Origin of the sequence: Helicobacter sp. UBA3407 (genome assembly GCF_949747025.1) — a bacterium.
Lineage (GTDB): Bacteria > Campylobacterota > Campylobacteria > Campylobacterales > Helicobacteraceae > Helicobacter_D > Helicobacter_D ganmani.
This window is the reverse complement of the sequence record NZ_CATKCB010000001.1, coordinates 1-1,017: the sequence shown is the minus strand read 5'-3', so window position 1 is coordinate 1,017 and position 1,017 is coordinate 1. Positions and strand designations below refer to the sequence as shown.

General features: G+C 37.7%; 1 pseudogene. It reads left to right on the top strand.

The features are described 5' to 3' along the window. Positions 1-5: 5 nt before the first annotated feature. Positions 6-1,017, top strand: a pseudogene (locus Q1553_RS00005) (hypothetical protein); the annotation flags it as partial.

Below are 1,017 nucleotides of genomic sequence, written 5' to 3'. Positions count from 1 at the left end.
TGCATATGCGAAGCGGGGATTCCATAGAGACGCAATATAGGAGATTTGTGTTTTGTCCTGTTATCCATAAATACTTTTTTCCTGTGGATTTGGTGATTTTTGCGGCAAGACATTTTATCAAGCTTGGCTTTAAAGTTTTGCTTTTTGGAGCGGATTCTAAGGCAAACGAAGCAGTATCTAAGGTTTTGGACGATGAGGTAAAGAGTGGAAATTTCATCAACGCGCAAACTTGGAGCGAGAATTTGAATGAGACACAGAGAACGATTTTTGAAGTGTGTTTGATGGCTGAAGCGAAAAAAACGATTGCGAATCATTCCACATTTTCTAAATTTGCTGCTTTTTTGGGGTCGCAAAATGAGCTTTTGAACTTCAATGTCTATTTCACGCAAAAAGAGCTTTATAATGCTTTTATTGTCCCAAAAATGAAAGATTATTTGGATATTTCTAATGTGCAAAAAAGTGTGAGTTGCGCTTATGCTTACTCTTTGGGGCGGCAAATTGGAGTGAGCTTTGAGGAGCGCATTAGGCTTTTGTGGTTGGCTTTGGAATTTGATATGTGCAATAGTGCGTATCGTGTGATGTTAGTAGAGGAGTTTTTAAGACAGAAGCAAATCTACCGCGCAGAAAAATATCTTGAAAATGTGATAAATGAGAGGGGAGAAGAATATCTTGCGTCCTTGCTGCTTGTTTTGTGGAATACACATATTGTTTTTAAAGAGCAATTTAAAGCTTACTTGGAAAATGCAAAGGAGGAATTTCCCTACATTTGCTTTTGCGCGGCTAAAATTTGCTTTTTTAATGGAAATATCACGCAAGCCAAAAAAATTATGGATTTAGCACGGATTAAGGAATCGCAAAATGAAATGTTTTTGAGCTTCATTCCCTTTCTTAAAGAGGCGGATTCTAAGGTTGCGTTCCTAACCGCAAAACACAGAATCCACAATCATTTAGCCTACAAACTAGGCTCTGCAATGATTCTAAACTCTAAAAGTCTTTGGGGATATATACGAATGCCTT